A 16262-nucleotide genomic window follows, 5' to 3' on the forward strand; every position below is an offset into this window, starting at 1 on the left:
CCGCCAGCCGCCGACGTCAGTGGGCCTCGATGGAGAGCTTGATGTAGACGCCGGACAGGATGGTGAAAATATACGCCTGCAAGACGGCCACAAAGGCCTCAAAGAGGGTCATGATGACCATGGCCGCACCGGTCAGGGCGCCCAGGGGCGAGGTGGCCTGGAGGTGGAGCAGCAGGCTGGTGGTGCCGAAGTAGGTGATGCCCAGCAGCAGGTGGCCCGAGACCATGTTGCACAGCAGACGCAGGGTGAGGGTGACCGGCCGCACCACCAGGTTGGAGAGGAACTCGATGGGGGTGATGAGCAGGTACATGCCCTTGGGCAGGCCCGGGGGGAAGAGCTGGGAGGCCAGGAAGCGGCCCAGCCCCCGCTCGCGGATGCCCGCGCCAATGAAGACCACGTAGGTCAGGGCCGCGAAGGTCATGGGCACGGCCACCACCGAGGAGGCGGCAATGTCAATGCCCGGGACAATGCCCGCGATGTTCATGGCGAGCACCGCCCAGAACAGGGTGGCCAGGATAGGGGCGAAGCGCTTGCCGTTCCTGGGACCCAGGAGCTGGACGGCGATACCGCCGCGCACGAAGTCGGCCGCGAGCTCCAGCACCGCCTGCCCCCGGCCGGGGACCATGGTCAGGCGACGCACCCCCAGGACCACCACCAGGCACAGGGCCAGGCCCATGACGATCCGCGCCAGGATCAGGCGGTTGAGCTCGTAGAAGGTCCCCTCGCCCACGATGGCGTGGGGGAAGAAGTCCTCCACGCTGGGGCTGTGCGGCTGGGTGCTGAAGGCCGGCACGGCCGTGACGACGATGACCGCGCACAGGAGGACCACGAGGACCCAGTACCAGCGTGGCTTAGCATACGCCTTGGGTACCACCCGAGGTGTCACGGTATCGTCGGTGACTGTCTGCATGGACAGGACGTCCTCCTGAGTCTACGAGTCGGGCCTGGGTCCAGGTCGTGTGTCGGCCCCCATGGTACCAGCCTCGGCGTCCGCGCATTCACTGAAACGGATAATTGGCACCGGGAAGGATAAATTGGGCAGAGCCAGGGCCTGGCCCGCGGCGAGGCGGACACCGGCTGGCCCCGGGCACTCGGTGGGCTCGCCTGGCCCCGCCCGGGGGCGCTCAGGGGCCGAGCGGGCCTGGCGTGGGGGCCAGCCCTGCCTCGCCTGCCAGGGCGTCGCTCAGGGGCGGGGGCCCGCGTCAGGCTCCACCACGAGGATCCGCGTGCGTGCCAGCACGACGGTCTCGGCGAGCAGCCCCGTAAGGACCGCGACAATGAGTGAGGTACCGATCATCCGGGTGCCCAGGCCTGCGACCTTCCCGACCACCACGGCCGCCGCCAGGATCCCCAGGCGCAGGACGTAGCCAGCCGCCACCCAGGCTGGCACGAGCCCGGTACCGGAGCGCACCATCCGCCCCAGGACCAGCCAGATGGAGGACAGCAGCGCCGTGGTGGCCACGGCGGACACCAGGAGGGTGGGCAGCGGGCGGCGCGGCTCTCCCAGCAGGGTCCAGGCCACCTGCGCGGCGACCAGGACGCAGGAGGCTCCCAGCAGCAGGCGCCGCAGGCGGGCCACGGCCCCGGTCAGGGCCGGGCGGGCGGCACCAGGTCCGGCGCCGGGCCCCGCACCGAGCCCGGTGCCGGTCCCGGTAGCGGTCCGGGCGGTCTGGGTGGCCCGGGCGTCCTGGGACCGGGTGGTGGGCTTTGTCATTGTCTCTCCTTGGCCGGGTGGGTGCGGCGCCCCGTGCGGGGCGGGGCGTGCCGGCCGGGCATGCTGCGCGGCAGCGGCAGGAACAGGCCGGGTACGAGGTTGCTGGTCAGGGGGACGGCCACCAGCACCGCCCCCACCGTCGCCGCCCCGACCGCCGGGGCCGGGAAGAAGGACAGGGAGGCCACCGAGAAGGCGGTGATCGCCGTCCACATGTACATGACCAGGACGGCACGGCGGTGGGAGTGGCCCCGGGCCAGGAGCCGGTGGTGCATGTGCATGCGGTCGGGGTGGAAGGGGCTGAGCCCGGCCCGGGTACGGCGCACCACCGCCATGACCATGTCCGTCAGGGGCAGCAGGAGCACCGCCACCGGGATGATAATGGGCAGGAACACGCCCACCGCGCTGGTGGTCGGCAGGCTGGCGGGGTCCACCTGGCCGGTGACGATAATGGTCACGGCCGCCGAGATCAGGCCCAGCTGCATGGAGCCGGAGTCGCCCATGAAGATGGTGGCGGGGTTGAAGTTGTGGGGCAGGAAGCCCACGCAGATCCCTATGAGGGCGCACACCAGGGTGGCGGCCTGGGAGCTGAAGGATCCCGGGGAGGTAAAGCGCGTGAGCACGTAGACGTACAGGAAGAAGGCAGTGGCGCCGATCCCGATGACGCCCGCCGCCAGGCCGTCCAGGCCGTCAATGAAGTTCACGGCGTTAATGGCCACCAGGACCACCACGATCGTGGTCCCCAGGCTCAGGTTGGCCGAGCCGATGGTCAGCCCGCCGATAGGGAAGGTAATGAGCTGGACGCCCTTCCAGGCCATGACCCCGGCGGCCAGCACCTGCCCGGCCAGCTTGGTCATCCAGTCCAGCTCCCACAGGTCGTCGATGACGCCCAGGAGGCACACCAGCCCCGCCCCCAGGACCACCGCCCAGGCGCTGGAGTTCATGACCCCGGCCAGGTAGGGGATGTGGCTGGCGACGGTAATGGCGACGGTGAAGCCCGCGTACATGGCCAGCCCGCCCAGGCGCGGGACGGGGGTGACGTGCACGTCCCGCGAGCGCACCGGGGACAGCGCGTTGGCCACCAGCGCAATGTGGCGTACCACGGGAACCGACAGGTAGGTGACGGCGGCGGCAATGAGGGCGACCAGGACGTAGACCTTCACGCCGTCTCCCCCGCCCGACGCGGCCGGGCCGACCCGCGAAGGGTCCCGCCCGCGTCCCCCCCGGCCCCGGGATCTGCGGCCGTCCCGGCCCTCGCGGCCGCGGTCGTGGGCTCCGCGGCTGTGGTCCTGGGCTCCCCGGCCTGGGGAGGCAGGGGCCGGGTGGCGCCCCGCGGCAGGGTAGGGGCAGCCCCCTCGGCCCGGGTGGGCAGGGGGGTGACGCCCTCGCACCCGGCCAGCACCGCATTGAGCGCGTAGCGGGTCAGAGCGCCGTCGCGCAGGACGGCGGGGGCGGTGGCGTGCGCCCCGGCCAGGGTCAGGATGGTGGAGGGGACCGGCCCGGGGGTGGGGCCGCCGTCGAGCAGGGCGATGGGGGCGTGCGCGGCGGCGGCCTCGGCGGCCTCGGGCAGGTCCGGGATCGGGCGCACCCTGCCGGGGAAGGCGGCGACGGCGTCGGCCGCGCTGGTGGCGGGGGGCCGTCCGGTGCGGTTGGCGCTGGTGACGGCCATGGGGCCGGTGGCGGCCAGGAGGGCCAGGGCCAGGGGGTGGTCGGGCATGCGCAGGGCCAGGGTGCCGCCGGTCTCCCCCAGGTCCCAGCCCAGGTGCGGCACGGCGTCCAGGACCAGGGTCAGGGCCCCGGGCCAGAAGGCGTCCACCAGGGCGCGTCCGGCCGCGGGGAGGGCGGCCACGAGGCCGTCCAGGGCCTGGGGGCCGGGTACCAGGACCGGCGGGGGCGCCTGACGGCCCCGTCCCTTGGCGGCCAGGAGCCGGGCGACGGCGTCCCCGTCCCGGGCGGTGGTGCCTATGCCGTAGACGGTGTCCGTGGGGAGGATGAGGAGACCGCCAGCGCGCACGTACCTCGCGGCGCGGGCCACGTCGGCGGTGGGTACGGGGTCCGTCTCAGGGGCAGTCACGCGCCTATCCTCCCACGCCCCGGGGCCCGCGGGCGGTACCCGACCGCGAGGCGGTCGGCCGACGAGCCGGTCACGCCGGCCGGGTCGGCGCCGTCATGAGGACGGTCAGCGTGGTGGGGCCGTCTGGCTGCGGGTGCTCGGCGACCACGAGCACCTGGGCCGTGCCCCCGGCAAGGGGCAGGACCGCGAGGTCGGAGTAGCCGAAGGGGGTCTCAGGGCCCGTCAGGGCCGCGCACGCCCGCCAGGTGCGCCCGCCGTCCTCGCTCACCGAGAGCCTCCCGGCACGTCGGGCGCGGAGGGAGGAGGCGTGGGAGAGCAGCAGCCGCCCGTCGTCCAGGGCCACCAGGCCCGCGTTGCAGCCGGGGTCGGGCAGGTCGTCGGCGTGCAGGAGCTCGCCCCAGGTCTGGCCGCCGTCGGTGGACCAGGACGTCCAGCGGGTCCCGCCGTAGGCGCCGTCACGGGCGCTGGTGACCAGGCGCCCGTCAGGCAGCTCGGCCAGGGCGTGCTCGTCGGTCCCGCTGGTGGCGGCGCCGCCCGCCAGGCTGGTGGCCTCGGTGCCGGGGACGGCGGGCAGGGGCGAGCCCAGGCGCCAGGTGTCCCCGGAGTCGTCGGACAGGAGCGCGGCCGAGCGCACCGGGCGCGAGCCGTCGGGCCGGGGCGTCAGGGCGGCGACGACGGGCTGGACGAGGCGGCCCGCCCAGGGGCCGTGACGCAGCCGGGTCCCGTGCCCGGAGGCCGGGAAGACGACGGCTCCCCGGGGCCAGGTGGAACTGGGCAGGCAGACGTCGGTGATGTCCGACCACCGCCAGGTGGTCCCGCCGTCGTGGGAGACGGCGTGGAGCAGGCGCAGGGTCCCGGGCTCGGGGGGCTGCCCGGGGACAGCGGGGTGGGTGGGGGTACGGGCGCCGAAGAGGCCGGTGCCGGTGGAGGCCGACGCCAGCAGGTGGACGACGCCCCCGGAGCCCACTGTGAGGCAGGGGTCCGAGAGGCCGGTGACGCCGGGCAGGCCGGGGTCGAGCCGACGCGGTGGCCCCCAGAAGCCCCCGCTGCCGGTGCGCAGCCACAGGCTGTTGGGGTTGGGCAGGTCGTCGGGAAGGGCCCCGCCCCTGCCGGCCCAGTCGGTGGGGCGTGGGACGGGGCGGTGGTCGTGGGCCAGCAGGAGGCGCCCGCCGGGCAGGCGGACCAGGGCGGGCACGCGCAGGCTGTCCCCCTGGTGGGCGCCGGGGACGTCGGCGACGCTCATTCGGGTCATGGTCCGCGCAGGGTCCACTGCGCACCTCCTTAGGTCTCAGGTACGGGGCGACGGCGTGTCTCAGGTACGGGGCGGCGTGGGGCCGCCTCACACCAGGCGGCGGGCGGCGGCCCAGCGGGTGAGCTCGTTGCGGTTGGACAGCTGGAGCTTGCGCAGCACGGCCGAGACGTGGGTCTCAATGGTCTTCACGGAGATGAACAGCTCGCTGGCGGCCTCCTTGTAGGTGTAGCCGCGGGCGATCAGGCGCATGACCTCGCGCTCCCGGGCCGAGAGGCGGTCCAGCTCGGAGTCGGCCACGGCCACCTCCCCGGGCGCACCGAAGGCGTCCAGCACAAAACCCGCCAGGCGCGGGGAGAAGGCGGCGTCACCGGCGGCCACCCGGCGTACGGCCTGGGCCAGGTCGGTGGCGGAGATGGCCTTGGTGACGTAGCCGCGCGCCCCGGCCCGGATGACGCCGACCACGTCGTCGGCGGCGTCGGAGACGCTCAGGGCCAGGAAGCGGGTGGTGGGGACGTCGTGGCAGGAGGTGACCACCTCGGCCCCTCCCCCGCCGTTGCCCCCAGGCAGGTGGACGTCCAGGAGGACGACGTCGGGGGTCAGGGCGTGGACGGCGGCGACGGCGCCCTCGACGTCGTCGGCCTCGGCGACGACCTCCAGGTCCGGGGCGTGGGCCTCGAGCTCGGCACGCACCCCGGCACGGACCAGGGGGTGGTCGTCCACCACCAGGAGGCGTAGGGAGGTGCCTGTCATGTCTTCCTCGTTACATGCTGGTCTGCGTGCCGGCGCCCTCACCTGAGGGCCTGACTTGACCGGGGACCGCCGGGGCCGGGCACGGACCGTTCCGGCAGACGCGGGGCGCGGACGACGGGACGGGTCAGGGCCCGGGTGCGGGGGCCGCCATGAGGTTACACCGTCGGGTCCGCTGCCGCGGGCAGGCACAGCCTGACCTCGGTACCGCTCCTCAGGCGCCGGACCTGCGCGCTGCCGCCGTGGCGCTCCATGCGCCCTATGATCGACTCGCGTACCCCGTGGCGGTCGGCGGCCACCTCCTCCAGGCTGAACCCCGGCCCGTGGTCGCGTACGAAGACCTCGACCCCCTCACCGGTGGCCTCCACGTACAGGGAGACGGGCGGGGCGCCGTGGCGCACCGCATTGGACAGGGCCTCCCGGGCGGCGGCCACGACCACCTCGGTGTCCCGGTCCGGGACGCGGTCCCCCACGCAGACGGTCTCCACGGCCACCCCGTGGCGGTCCTCGACCTCCCCGGCCAGGTCCCGGAAGGCGTCAGCCACGGAGGTGCCCGGCTCGGGGCGGTCGGTGTAGAGCCAGGCACGCAGCTCACGCTCCTGGGAGCGGGCCAGGCGGGCCACCGTCTCGGGCTCGTCGGCACGCTTGCGGATGAGGGTGAGGGTCTGCAGGACGGAGTCGTGCAGGTGGGCCGCGATATCGGCGCGCTCGGCCTCACGGGCCTGCTCGGCGCGGGAGTCGGCCAGGGCCCGGTTGGTGCGCAGCCAGACGGGGGTCAGGACCAGGGCGGTGACCAGTACCAGCGCGACCCCGATGACCGCGCCGGTCAGCAGGGCACGCGGGGGCGTGTCCGCCCCGATCCACAGCAGGATGCCCACACCGGCCAGAGCCACCCCACCGACCAGGCGTGTCAGGGCCCCCCAGTCACGGCGGTCGGAGGTAATGGCCTCCGCCTGGGACCAGGCCAGGGCGGTCCCCGCAGCCACCAGGACCATGGGGCCGACCACGCCGATGTCCTGGCTGCTGCCCAGCGCCCCCTGACGCCACGCCAGCAGGAGCAGGGCCGCCAGGAGCAGGGCGCCCCCGCCCAGGAGCTGCTTGAGGCGCGGGGTGAGCCAGGTGCCCACGGGCTGCTCCAGACGGCTGGCCAGGCGGCTGCGGGCGGGCGGGCGGGCGCCGACGGCCTCCTCCCAGGGGTCGCCCCTGGGCACGAGCGCCGTCAGCAGGACGTAGAGAAGGAGCCCGGAGCCCTTCACGAGGCACAGGGCGACCAGGACCAGGCGGACGCGGACGACGGGGATCCCGAAGTGGGCGGCGAGCCCGGCACCCACCCCGGCCACCAGGGCGCCGGGGCGCGCCAGCCACGGGCGGGCCCCGGTCCGGGGGGCGTAGCGCGAGGGGGAACGTGGAAGGCGCCTGAGAGGCAGCCGACCCGGGGCAGCGGACGACGCCGTGGTGGTCATGGGCCCATGGTGGCACGGCGCGGTGCCGCCAGGGCGGCTCCCAGGAGGAACTCGGGGCAGAACCAGGGACCGGTCAGGGTGATCCCTGATGGCCCCGGGGCGCGGGCGCGGGCACCCTGGTCCCATGAGTAGCTCCCAGGTCCCTCCCCCCAGCGGGCCGTCCACCGACCCAGCTGGTCAGAACAGCACCCCCGACCCAGCCAGCCCGGCAGGCCAGCCCACCGGTCAGCCCGGCGCCGCTCCGAACGGCACCGCGCCCGGCACTGGCCCAACTGGCACGGTGCCCCCCGGGCAGGCCCCCCCTTACGGCCCCGGCGGCCCCAGCAGCCCGCGCCCGGCGAGTGCGAGCTTCTTCGCCTCGATGCGGCGTCTTGGCATCGTACGCAGTGACGAGCGGTGGGTCGGGGGCGTGGCGGGCGGCGTGGCTCGTCGCCTGGGTGTGGATCCGGTCCTGGTCCGCTGTGTCTGGCTGGTGCTGAACGTCTTCACCGGCGTCAGCCTGATCCTCTACGGCCTGGGGTGGCTCCTCCTGCCCGAGGAGTCCGACGGCAGGATCCACGCCGAGCAGGTTCTTCACGGTCGTGTGGAGGCAGGCCTGGTGGGTGCCGTGGCCTGCATGGTCATTGGCACACCGGCCTTCACCTACGACGTGTTCCCGTTCTGGTCCACCGGGTCCTGGGTCGGTTCCGTCCTCGTCTCGATCCTGTGGACCGGCCTGGCCGTGGGCGGCGCCTACTGGCTCTTGCAGCAGAGGCGGGCCGCCCGGTACGGGGACTCCTGGGGCGCGCACGGCGCCTACCAGACCGGGTCGGTCCCCGGCCCCCAGCCCGATCCGGCCCGGGGGCAGGCCCCTCGGCCCGCCTCCTACCCAGCGCCCACCGCCACGTACCCGGGCCCCCATGCGTCGTCCCCGGGCCTCCGGGCGCCGTACCCGGGCTTCCCTCCCCGAGCGGTGCGCCGTGCCCTCGGACCGGGCCGGAGCCTGAGCCTCCTGGTCCTGGGGCTGATCCTCCTGGCCTCGGGGTGCACGTGGGTACTGAACCGGACGGGTCACCTCAACCTGGTCCAGTGCGTGATTCTGACCACAGGTATTCCGTTGGTGCTGCTGGGGGCGGGACTCATTATCTCCTCCCTGCGCGGCCGTCGCGGGGGCTGGATGACGGGCCTGGGCTGGTTGGTCGTCCCCGTCGCCCTGCCTATGCTGGCCGTCACCTCCACCATGCCCCCGGGGTCGGTTGACGCTGGCTTCAAGCCCTACCCGGTCACCATCGTGGTCACTGACGCCATGCTCCAGGGCACGAGCCCCGACCACCCGCTGGACCTGGGCAGCTACGTGGCCGGGAGCGTGACCGTCGACCTGCAGCAGGTCAGCGACCTCTCAGTGAAGGCCCACGCCCGGATCACCATGGGCGTGGGGGACGTACAGGTCCTGACCAGGCAGGGGCAGCCGCTCCAGATCCGCTCCTCGGTGTCCCTGGGGGGCACCACGGGCAGGTTCGCCAGCCGCTGGAGCACCTCCGGGGACGCCGTCGTCCAGTCCGGCGGGACCTCGGGGGACGACCCGGGCACGTACCTTCCCAACGGGGAGGAGCCCCTGGAGTACTCGGTGAGGCAGACCACCGCGGGGCACACGGTCAGGTTCACCTCCCCCACCGCCACGGACGACAGGGGCCTGGAGCTGGACGTGTCGGTGGGGACCGGCGACGTGCGCGTACGCGAGGACCGCACTGACAGCGTGACCTGGTACGGCAGCACCTCCGAGCACGTCTGGGTGGTGAACAGCTGGACCGGGGCCGACGGCGTCGTCCACGACGGGGACGACCTGCCCGTCCCCGGGATGACCCACCCGGCAGTCTCCTCCAGGACCGCCACGGAGTGCGTCCGCAGCGCGCTCGACGACGTCGACGACAGGCCGGGCTACGACTGGAGCTCCGTCAACGACCTGAGCTCCAGGGAGCACCACCGCTACGAGTCCTGCGTGTCACAGGCCCTGAGCACGCCGTCTCCGACAGGCACTGGGACCGCCTCCCCGGACGGGGCCCAGCCGGAAGCCACCCAGCCGGGAGCGACGCCGAGCCCTGCCGGCATGACGACACCCACACCCACCGCCGTACCCACGCACTGAGGAAAGACACCATGCACAGCAGCGCGAGCACCCCGTCCGCCTCCCCCTCGGCCCGGACCCCGGGACCCGCCCCGGACCCCGCAGACGCCGGTGCGGGGAGCCCGACCACCTGGAGCCTGCCAGAACCTGGCTCCCAGGCGGAGCCGCGGGCCGGGACCACCGGCACCACGTCCCCGAGTACCCCGGGTGACCTGCCGCAGGACACGGTCTGGAGCGCCCGGACCCACGTCCCCGCCGCGGCCCCGGAGCCGGCCCCGGGCGGCCTGCGTACGAGCACCCTCGTGTGGGGAGTCCTCCTGGTGGTCCTGGGCGGTCTCCTGATCGCCACCGCCATGGGTACCCGGCTCAACCTGGGGGTCGTCAGTATCGCCATAGTAGGAACGATCGGAGCGTTCATGGTACTGCTCGCCCTGATTCCGTTCCCGCGAGGTCCGCGTCACTGAACGCCGCTCTCACGAAGGAGCCAGCCCCAGACGAACCCGTACCGACTTCTGGAGCCGCTCTTGCGGAGGAGCCAGCTGGGGGCGTCCCCGGTCCCGACATGACCGGGAACGCCCCCGCCGCCTCCTCCGCGAGGGCGGGGCGGGTGCGGGTAGCGGTCTCAGCGCTGGTAGACGACGGCCTTCTTCAGGTTCTCCACGGCGTCGTCCCCGAGGTAGTACCGCACGATCTCCAGGCCCAGGTCGACGGCGGTGGCCATGCCCCGGCTGGTGAACAGGGTCCCGTCCACCACTACGCTGTCCTGGCTGACCAGCGCCCCGTGCTCGGCCAGGACGTCGGTGAACGCGGGGTTGGAGGTCGCCCGGCGGCCCTCCAGCAGGCCCCGGCGCGCCAGGATCGACGGCGCCGCGCAGATCGCCGCCACCGGCCGCCCGGCACGCACCCGGGCCTCCACCTCCGCCATCAGGGGCTCACAGGCGTCGAGGTTGGGGGTGCCGGGAATGCCTCCGGGCAGGAAGAGGAGGTCGTAGTCGGCCAGGTCCACCTGGTCCAGGACGTGGTCGCAGGTCAGGGTGATGCCGTGGGAGGAGACCACCTGGACCTGCGGCCCCACGGCGATCATGTCCGTGCGAATCCCTGCCCGGTAGAGGAGGTCCACGACGGCCAGGGCCTCCACCTCCTCCAGGCCGGGGGCGATAAGGGCCGCGACGCGGTGGCTGGTTGCTGGGACGAACTGGGCCATGACTCCTCCTGGTGCTCGGGACCCCCTCAGGCTACGCCGTCGGATCCGCTCCTGAGGCTCGGCACACGGGAGACCGGGGCGCGAAAGGCCGGGGACTTTCACTGCCGGACTTGGGCACGGTCTGCGCGGGGAGACCCGAGCACAAAAGCCTGAGAGGCCGTAGCGCACCGGCACGGGTGCCCCGACGCCGCAGGAGGCCCGGCACACGGGAGGCCCGGGCGCAAGGGGCCGGGGGCGACCCCTTGATCGGCCTGGAGGCCACTGACCTGGGAGGCCGGGGCGCATTCAGGGCAGGTACCCACGCCCCCGGGCGCACGGGGAGCCTAGGGGCGTACCAGTACCAGCGGCCACGCACCCGTAGGCGGCGCTGGTGTACGCGATCGCGACCTCAAGCCCGTACCAGCGGCCACGCACCCCGCCAGAAGACGCGCCACGACAGGGGGTAACGGAGGTAACGCGGGGTACCGACGCCGTCGTGGCCCCGAGCGAGACCCCGGGGCCGCGACGCGCCCGTACGCGGCCATGTGAGGGGGACTGGTCCAGGACCAGAGCAGACCGTGTATGGGGAGGTCGGCGTGGGGAAGGAACGCCGCAGCCCGCTCGGACCGCCCTCAATTCTTGGCCACGAGCCTCCACGGTACCATAGCCTTAGAGGCCAGGTGGTCAACGTGCTGCTGATCGGTCCTGTGCACCTCGCCCTTGTAGCGGAAGATCGAGGGGTAGTAGCCCTCGGACCGGGAGTAGCTTTGTCCGCGCCCCTGCCCGTACCCGTACCCGTGGTACTGGTAGACGGAGTAGGCCGGTGACTCGTAGTCCTGGGCCTGCTGCACCTGCTGGGGGGTCAGGGCGACAGCCACCAGCGGCCTGTCCGTGGTCTGCCCGCACAGGGCGGTGTCCTTGAGGATCGTGACGCTCACCGTGAGGGCGTGGGCGTACCCGTCTGCGGAGATGCTGGCGTCCGTCACGGCACAGGCCGGCACGTCCAGCCGTACCAGCAGGTAGGAGTCCTCCCCCAGGAGCTCCTCCCCGGTGTCCCCGGTCAGTGCCGCGTCCCGGTTTCGGGTGGACAGGGCCACGGAGGAGTCGACCACGGGCGCCGAGGCCACCGCCTGGGGGTGGTCCTCCGCCAGCCACTGGTAGTAGGTTCCCTGCACGGAGGCCGTGGAGACGTTGGCCTGGGTGTAGCCCTGGTTCCTAGCAGCGTCGGGCAGGACGGTCATGAGCGTCGGGGTGTCAGCGGACAGGACCGAGTCGTCCTGGGTCGGGAAGGCCTGGGTGGCCGAAGGAGTGACGCGGCTAATGGAGGGCGTCGACCACTTGAGGATGTCGTCGGCCCACGTAGGCCTGGGGGCGGCGGGCTTCGGAGGGTCCCGGTTGACCACTACCAGGACGAGAATGGCAATGAGGACCAGTCCCAGGACCGCGCCCACGCGCTGCACGGCGTAGGCGGCGTCGGAGGGCTCATTGGCCTCGGGGTCGCGGTACTGCCAGGCGGAGGTGGTGCTCCACATCGACTCCGGGGAGATGGCCGCCCACAGCAGGATCAGCACCATGGCTACGACTAGGACCGCAAACACGTGGGACTCCTCTCGGTACCGGCCGACAGCCTTTGAGACACCCCCCACAGTACACCGGCCCCGGCACTCGTACCGAGAGTAAGACCGTTACCCGGTCCCGGCCCTCGCCCCCGCCGTCCACGGCCTCCCGTCTCTTTATGACGGGCTGGCAGACCACCTGCGACCTCGCCCCGCCGTCCACGGCCTCGGGGGTGCGCCTAGGCCTTCATTACCCCGATGCGCTGGAGGTAGCTGACGGTCGCGGCCATGGCCTGCTGCTCCTGGGGGCCCTCGTCGAAACCGTGCCCGGCACCGTCGATCCTGACCAGCTCGGCGTCGGGGTAGGTGGTCCGGGCGCGCTCGGAGTAGCGGTAGGGCACCACCAGGTCGTCGCTGCCGTGGACAATGAGGACCGGGGCCGTGTAGCCCGCGATCTCGGTGTAGACGTCGTAGTCCCACATGTCCTGGGCGTAGACGCGCCCCAGGGCGCACCCCAGGAAGCTGTAGTCCTGAGGCACCGCGTCCAGGGAGGTGTAGAGGCTGTGGAGCGTGTCGGTAATGGAGAAGGCGGGGTACCACAGGACCAGGCCCGCGACCTGCTCGGGGTGGCGGGCGGCGGTCACGGCGCTGACCTCACCGCCCTGGCTCTCGCCGAGCAGGACGATCCGCCCGGGGTCAACCACCTCCCAGCCCCCGGTGGCGGTACGGGCGGCCGTCAGCACCGCCTCCAGGTCGGCGACCTCCGTCATGACCGACATACGGGTCATGTCCCCGACGCTGCCCGGTCCTCCGCCGCGGAAGGAGGGGCAGTAGGCGGCCAGCCCCAGGCGCGCCAGGGCCTGGGCCACCGGGGCGACGTCGTCCGGGGCGCTGCACAGCCCGTGGGAGCAGATGACCAGGGGGACGGCGGCGTCGGCAGCAGGCACGTAGAGACGCCCGGGCAGGGTCTGCCCCTGGCTGGTCACGTCAAGGTCACGGGTCTCGTAGGCGTAGGTGGGCAGGGTGCTCTGGGGGGCGGGGGCCGAGGAGCCCGGGGAGGCAGCGTCCGGGGTGCTACCCGGGGAGGCGGCGTCCGACGCCGGGGCGGTCTCGGCCTCAGACCCCGGGCCGGAGGCGCAGGCTGCGACCGCTCCCAGCAGGGTGGCGGCGCCGGTGGCGCCCAGGGCCCTGAGCACGGCCCTGCGTCCGGTCGGTGAGGTCATGGCCTCTCCCCCGTCTGCCCGGTGACGGGCCCCTGGTCCCGGCCCCCAGTACGGGGGCGGGGAGCACGGCGGGCCCGCAGGACCGATAGGCGCTGGGTGAGTGGGCGAGCCACGGCCCTCTCGGCCGTGGGACGGCCAGTGCGGGCTGCGGCGTCGTGGTCCAGGCGTGAGACGAGCTCGACGGCGTCGTGGTCCTGGAACCGGGGGCGTGGTGAGAGGGTGTGCTGGGCCCTGGCGCACAGTGGCTGCAGCATGGTCTCCGGCACCCCGCTCAGGTCCACGGGCTTAGTGCCCGCCCTGGTGGTGCTGGTGGCGTCCATGGGGTGACCCTACTGCGTGGGGCCGGCTCAGGGTCGTATCCCCTCATGTGAGGGGCGTCCGGGTCTGACCCTACCTGCGTGAGACCGGCTCCACGGGCGTGACCGATATAGTCCGCGCCCTTCTACTGCCTCCCACCACGTGGGACCGGCCGCACTATCCCCACCCGCCGGGCCGCCGCCAGGCTACTGCCCCCACTGCACTGCCTCCGCTGCGCGGGACCGGCCCTCATGGCCTCCACCAGGGTGCTGGCGGCCTCACACGAGCGTCGCTCCGCCGTCGACGAGGATGAACTGTCCCTGGACGTAGCTGGAGGCGTCGCAGGACAGGTAGAGGATCGTCCCGTTGAGCTCCCCGCGCCCGCCGGGGCGGCCTGTGGGGTTGTGGGCGTTGTAGGCGGACAGGAACTCCTCGCTCCTGAACAGGGTGTCCGCGGTCATCTCGGACTCGAACAGGCCCGGGCCAATGGCGTTGACGGTAATGCCGTAGCGGGCGTAGGAGCAGGCCATTCCCCGGGTCAGCCCCAGGACCGCGGCCTTGGAGGCGTTGTAGGCGTGGCGGATGAACACGTCGTGCTTGTCGGCGACCACGGCGTTGACCGAGGCGATATTGACGATCTTGCCGTAGCCGCGCTCACGCATACGGGGCACGACGTACTTGCTGACGTGGAAGATGCCCTTGACATTGGTGTCGAAGGAGCGGTCCCAGTCGGCGTCCGTGAGGGTGTCGACGCCGCCGCGCACGGCCACCCCCGCGTTGTTCAGGAGGATGTCAATGCGCCCGTAGGCGTCGATGACCGCGTCGACGGCGGCCCGGCAGTTGTCCTCGTCGGTGACGTCGCAGCGTACGGCGACGGCGCGGTGCCCGGCGGCCTCGATCTCCGCCTTGAGGGCCTCCAGGCGATCCAGACGCCGGGCGAGCAGCGCGACGTCGGCGCCGTGCTCGGCGTAGGCGCGGGCGGCGTCGGCGCCGAGCCCCGAGCTCGCCCCGACGACGACGGCGACCTTCCCGCTGAGGTCAAAAGTACTGCTCATGGTGCTGCTCATGGTGGTGTCCTCTCCTACGGCTCCTACCTGGCCTGTCGCATTGTCCCTGCCACGAGACGACGGGGCAGGGGCGCGCTGGTCACCATGGTGCCGGGACGACCGGGGCCTGGCAAGGGACCAAGAACCCGTCTCGCGTCCTGGTCCGGGACCTGACCTGGGCCACCACCACGACCCTCACGCCCCGCGCCGCCTCGCCGCCCGCCCTGGGGCCCGTCTCACCACGACACACAACAAACCGCCACGCACCCGCGCCTCGCCGCTCGCCCTGGGCCCGTCCCGCCCTGTACCTAGGGTGAGGACAGGAGGTTATGCGCGGCCCCGGCGGTGGTGGGCGGACGGTTCTGTCGCAATCTGAGGATCAGAGCCGGGTCCATACTGTTTTCATCTTTGTGCGCCCAATGTCCACGCAGGTCAGGAGCTTGGACCTCGGCACGGCCGAGGGTGACCCTCGTTCTGATCCTCAGATTGCGACACACGCACGGAACCGGGCCAACAGACAAGCGGCAGGTTATCCAAAGCATTGTATAAGACCACCCGGGTCCATGCCACGAGAACACGATAGACGCCCCACCGGCCGGGCCAACGTCACGAAAGGCAGGGGATTTCCGTCCCGCCCCATTCACACGTTAATTACCATAGCGCGAATGGGACAGAACGGTGTCATAAAGGAGAGGGTGGTCCCTGACGCAGGGGCGTGGGGCAGCAAGGCCCGCGCCACAAAAGTTTTAATGCACCTAGCGGTGCGGGGTGCTCCCTGACCGACGAGTTCATCGAATTCGAGGGCGCGGTCTCCGGGTCTTAATGCACCTAGCGGTGCGGGGTGCTCCCTGACCAACAACGGCGAGGAGTCCCAGGACTCGCCTAGGTCTTAATGCACCTAGCGGTGCGGGGTGCTCCCTGACCCTGCTCCTGGGAGGCGCGTGGTTGCAACGTTTCCAGGGGCTGGATCGCCACCGGCCCTGCGGGGCCCTTCCGGAGGTGGCTGGAACGGGTCCATTTCTACCACCTTTCGTTGGTATGACGCCACTCGCCACCGGCGGCCCCGGGGGCGGATCCGGCGCCGGCTTTGGACGAGACCATGCGGAAAAGTGGCAGTCGCGAGGGGTGTCCCGCACCACACCGGTGGTGACCAAGACCACAAGCCCGGCTGGTCTCGACCCCGCTAGCACCCGCACATGCGTCCCCTCCGCTCGCCAGACCCTCCCAGCACAGGCCTCGTCGTCGAGCGCGAGCACCGCGCCGTAGACCTTTGCCCGTCCCGCACAGGACATGCACCTTCCCGTACCCGGCCCGCCAGGGGCAGAGCCCCACTCCCTCCCACGCAGGATGCGCACAATAAGGCAGACCACGTCATTAGGCTCCTCAGCACAGCACCAGAACAAGAACGAACCGGGAACTCACTTGTCCGGGGCAGAGAAGATAGCAGGAGGAGCCCTTCCGCATACGACTCAAAGACGACATCCCGGATACCGCCCCGCGCTGGTCCCAGTCCTGCCCCCACGAATAAAATGGTAGCACGCGCCCCCCACCCACACCAGTGCATCCAGAAGACACCTCGTTCCCCACAGCTAGATCGCATTCTGTT

The 16262-nt window shown here is 72.3% G+C and carries 14 protein-coding genes; 2 read left to right on the plus strand and 12 right to left on the minus strand.

Annotation, left to right across the window (positions count from 1 at the left end; genetic code table 11):
• Window positions 1-16 precede the first annotated feature (16 nt).
• The 7 genes from atpB to C3V41_RS14160 form a co-directional block, all read right to left on the minus strand.
• On the minus strand, window positions 17-910 hold the full coding sequence (atpB, locus tag C3V41_RS05580) for a F0F1 ATP synthase subunit A (RefSeq protein ID WP_106109441.1): 894 nt from the start codon (window positions 908-910) through the stop codon (window positions 17-19).
• Window positions 911-1183: 273 nt separating this feature from the next.
• Entirely contained in the window at window positions 1184-1714 is a 531-nt protein-coding gene (locus tag C3V41_RS05585; protein ID WP_254423697.1) for a pseudouridine synthase, read from the minus strand.
• Window positions 1711-2874: an MraY family glycosyltransferase gene (locus C3V41_RS05590; protein WP_106109442.1), complete on the minus strand. Its 1164-nt coding sequence runs from the start codon at window positions 2872-2874 to the stop codon at window positions 1711-1713. Before C3V41_RS05590 ends, C3V41_RS05585 begins: the two co-directional genes overlap by 4 nt.
• Window positions 2871-3785: an L-threonylcarbamoyladenylate synthase gene (locus C3V41_RS05595; RefSeq protein WP_106109443.1), complete on the minus strand. Its 915-nt coding sequence runs from the start codon at window positions 3783-3785 to the stop codon at window positions 2871-2873. The genes C3V41_RS05590 and C3V41_RS05595 overlap by 4 nt, the downstream gene beginning before the upstream one ends.
• Window positions 3786-3855: 70 nt before the next feature.
• Window positions 3856-5055 (minus strand): sialidase family protein, encoded by a 1200-nt coding sequence (locus C3V41_RS05600; RefSeq protein WP_254423698.1) that lies wholly within the window; start codon window positions 5053-5055, stop codon window positions 3856-3858.
• Between the two features lie 69 nt (window positions 5056-5124).
• On the minus strand, window positions 5125-5787 hold the full coding sequence (locus tag C3V41_RS05605; RefSeq protein ID WP_106109444.1) for a response regulator: 663 nt from the start codon (window positions 5785-5787) through the stop codon (window positions 5125-5127).
• 155 nt (window positions 5788-5942) lie between these two features.
• Window positions 5943-7247 (minus strand): sensor histidine kinase, encoded by a 1305-nt coding sequence (locus C3V41_RS14160; protein WP_106109445.1) that lies wholly within the window; start codon window positions 7245-7247, stop codon window positions 5943-5945.
• 124 nt (window positions 7248-7371) lie between these two features.
• On the opposite strand from C3V41_RS14160, the gene C3V41_RS05615 reads away from it, so the two are divergent.
• Together C3V41_RS05615 and C3V41_RS05620 are read left to right on the plus strand one after the other, a co-directional pair.
• Window positions 7372-9372 carry a PspC domain-containing protein gene (locus tag C3V41_RS05615; protein ID WP_165271585.1) on the plus strand — a complete coding sequence of 667 codons (2001 nt, stop codon included), beginning with the start codon at window positions 7372-7374 and terminating at the stop codon, window positions 9370-9372.
• 11 nt (window positions 9373-9383) lie between these two features.
• Complete coding sequence (locus tag C3V41_RS05620) at window positions 9384-9815, plus strand: hypothetical protein (RefSeq protein WP_106109447.1); 432 nt, start codon at window positions 9384-9386, stop codon at window positions 9813-9815.
• A gap of 158 nt (window positions 9816-9973) precedes the next feature.
• On the opposite strand, the gene C3V41_RS05625 is transcribed toward C3V41_RS05620, so the two are convergent.
• The 5 genes from C3V41_RS05625 to C3V41_RS05645 all read right to left on the minus strand — a co-directional run bounded on the left by C3V41_RS05625 (window position 9974) and on the right by C3V41_RS05645 (window position 14677).
• On the minus strand, window positions 9974-10555 hold the full coding sequence (locus C3V41_RS05625) for a DJ-1 family glyoxalase III (protein WP_106109448.1): 582 nt from the start codon (window positions 10553-10555) through the stop codon (window positions 9974-9976).
• A 611-nt stretch (window positions 10556-11166) separates the two neighbouring features.
• Window positions 11167-12132, minus strand: a complete 966-nt coding sequence (locus tag C3V41_RS05630) for a DUF6199 family natural product biosynthesis protein (RefSeq protein WP_129591487.1) — start codon at window positions 12130-12132, stop codon at window positions 11167-11169.
• 197 nt (window positions 12133-12329) lie between these two features.
• Window positions 12330-13313 carry an alpha/beta hydrolase family protein gene (locus C3V41_RS05635; protein ID WP_106109450.1) on the minus strand — a complete coding sequence of 328 codons (984 nt, stop codon included), beginning with the start codon at window positions 13311-13313 and terminating at the stop codon, window positions 12330-12332.
• Entirely contained in the window at window positions 13310-13633 is a 324-nt protein-coding gene (locus C3V41_RS05640; RefSeq protein WP_106109451.1) for a hypothetical protein, read from the minus strand. Before C3V41_RS05640 ends, C3V41_RS05635 begins: the two co-directional genes overlap by 4 nt.
• A 255-nt stretch (window positions 13634-13888) precedes the next feature.
• A complete protein-coding gene (locus C3V41_RS05645) occupies window positions 13889-14677 on the minus strand; it encodes an SDR family NAD(P)-dependent oxidoreductase (protein WP_254423699.1) in 789 nt (262 codons plus the stop codon).
• Window positions 14678-16262 lie beyond the last annotated feature (1585 nt).

The sequence above is a fragment of the Actinomyces sp. oral taxon 897 genome, assembly GCF_002999235.1.
Classification (GTDB): domain Bacteria; phylum Actinomycetota; class Actinomycetes; order Actinomycetales; family Actinomycetaceae; genus Actinomyces.